The sequence below is a fragment of the Pseudoxanthomonas sp. LjRoot204_2 genome, assembly GCF_056175765.1.
The window spans coordinates 1-1,706 of record NZ_JBGFFG010000586.1; the positions used below are offsets into that span (position 1 = coordinate 1).

A 1,706-nucleotide genomic window follows, 5' to 3' on the forward strand; every position below is an offset into this window, starting at 1 on the left:
TTACTGGTTCGATGAGGCCGCCTTGGACGCAGCAGCACGCTGACGGTCCATGCGGACTTCCATTTCGCGGTTGACGTTGCGCGCCAGGTGCTGCGCCATCAGCAGCTCCACACGCGCTTTCTGGTCGTTGCGGCGCTGGTCGATGTAGATCTTCAGCGCACGCATGTGCAGCGCTTCCACGCGCAGCGGCGCAGCGCTGCGCTCGGCCTCTTCGGCCAACCATGCGGTGTTCTGGTAGCGCTTGCCGACTTCGGCTTCGATGATCTCGCGCACGGACATGTCGTCCCACGCTTCCATGTTCGGCACTTCCGGCATCTTGCCGGCGTAGGCCTCCATGGGCTCGCCATCGGGCTGATCGCCGTAGCCCGCCTCGCCGGCGTAGCCGCCAGGCGTCGGAGATCCACCGCAGTACAGGCCCTTGGGGTCCTTGCTGAATTCCTTGCCCTTCCAGATCTCGAAGTGCAGGTGAGGGCCGGTGCCGACACCGGTGTTGCCCACCAGCGCGATCGGCTGGCCGACCCGCACGGTGTCGCCGTTCTTGACCAGGTACTTGGACAGGTGGAAGTAGACGGTGGTGTAGCCCCCGGCGCCGCCGGTCAGTCGGATGCTCTGCCCGCCACCACCGCTGGCCCACTTGGCGGTGATTACGCCGTCGTTGGCCGCATAGACGGGCGTTCCGATGCCGATGGCCAGATCCACGCCCTTGTGCCAGCGCACCACGCCGGTGACCGGGTTCCGGCGCGCCGGATTGACCGAGCTGGTGACCCGCGCACGACCGGAGTTCTCGCGCAGCGGGTCCTGCACGCACGCACTGAAGCCAGGTTGGATGTTCGCCCGCGCCTGCGGCGCCAGCGCACAGCCGGCCGCACAGGCCGCCAGCAGCGTCAGGGAGCGCAGCAGCGACATCTCAGCGCCCCTCCGCCTCGTGGAAGGCTGCAATGCGCGCCAGCGCGTTGTCGCGGGCCTTCAGATCCTCCACCGTGGCCGGCTTCAGGCCCGGCCTCGAACCGGCACGCATGGCCAGCTCATCGCGGTAGAGCTCGCCCTTCAGGCGCAGCAGCGTCAACGACTTGTTCTCCGGGGTGATCCCCGCAACGTCCTTCTGCACCAGCTCCCAGACCTGCCAGTAACGCTGCAGGTCCGCATCGAAGGCGGCATCAGCACCATCGGTGGCCTCGCCCTTGGCCGGGGCGTACATGTCGATGAAGGCGCTGGTCAGCGCCCGGGCAGGAATGCTGGCGTCATCGCCGGCCTTGGCCACGGCCTGGACGGCCAGCGCCTCAGAAGCAACGGCGTAGCCGGCTTCCTGCAGGCGCGCCGCATCCAGGAGCAGCGCACGCACCTCTTCGTCCTTCTCGCGATCGCACCAGCCCGCCTCGTGCGGGATCGGCAGCCACTTGTCGCACAGCTCGATGGCGTCACCGCGCTGGCGCACCTGACCGGACACACCGCTGATGGACTCGATGATGCGCGTCACCACGATCTTGTCGAACGCGCCGGGCTTCACTGCCGCGGCGCTTGCGGGAACAGCCTTATCCGCCTGGCCTGCGGCCTCTTCTTTTCCGCCACAGGCGGCCAGGGCGACGGCGAGGAACATGACGGTTGCGATGCGACGCATGGGTTGATCCTTTTGGCTATTCGGTTTCAAGCCGGCGCGTGCGCTCGGCCATGATGCTGTTGAGGGAATACGCGGCTGCCGACAGCGC

2 protein-coding genes are annotated in these 1,706 nt (G+C 67.4%); both read right to left on the minus strand.

All coding sequences use genetic code 11. The features are described from left to right. A complete protein-coding gene (locus tag AC04L7_RS18100) occupies window positions 1-906 on the minus strand; it encodes a M23 family metallopeptidase (protein WP_436001412.1) in 906 nt (301 codons plus the stop codon). Window position 907: 1 nt separating this feature from the next. After that, on the minus strand, window positions 908-1,618 hold the full coding sequence (locus AC04L7_RS18105; protein WP_436001410.1) for a hypothetical protein: 711 nt from the start codon (window positions 1,616-1,618) through the stop codon (window positions 908-910). Between the last annotated feature and the right edge of the window lie 88 nt (window positions 1,619-1,706).

Bases quoted from the DNA above. Each gene is read 5' to 3' on its own strand.
- AC04L7_RS18105 (WP_436001410.1), bottom strand. From the start codon at position 1,618: ATGCGTCGCATCGCAACCGTCATGTTCCTCGCCGTCGCCCTGGCCGCC.
- AC04L7_RS18100 (WP_436001412.1), bottom strand. From the start codon at position 906: ATGTCGCTGCTGCGCTCCCTGACGCTGCTGGCGGCCTGTGCGGCCGGC.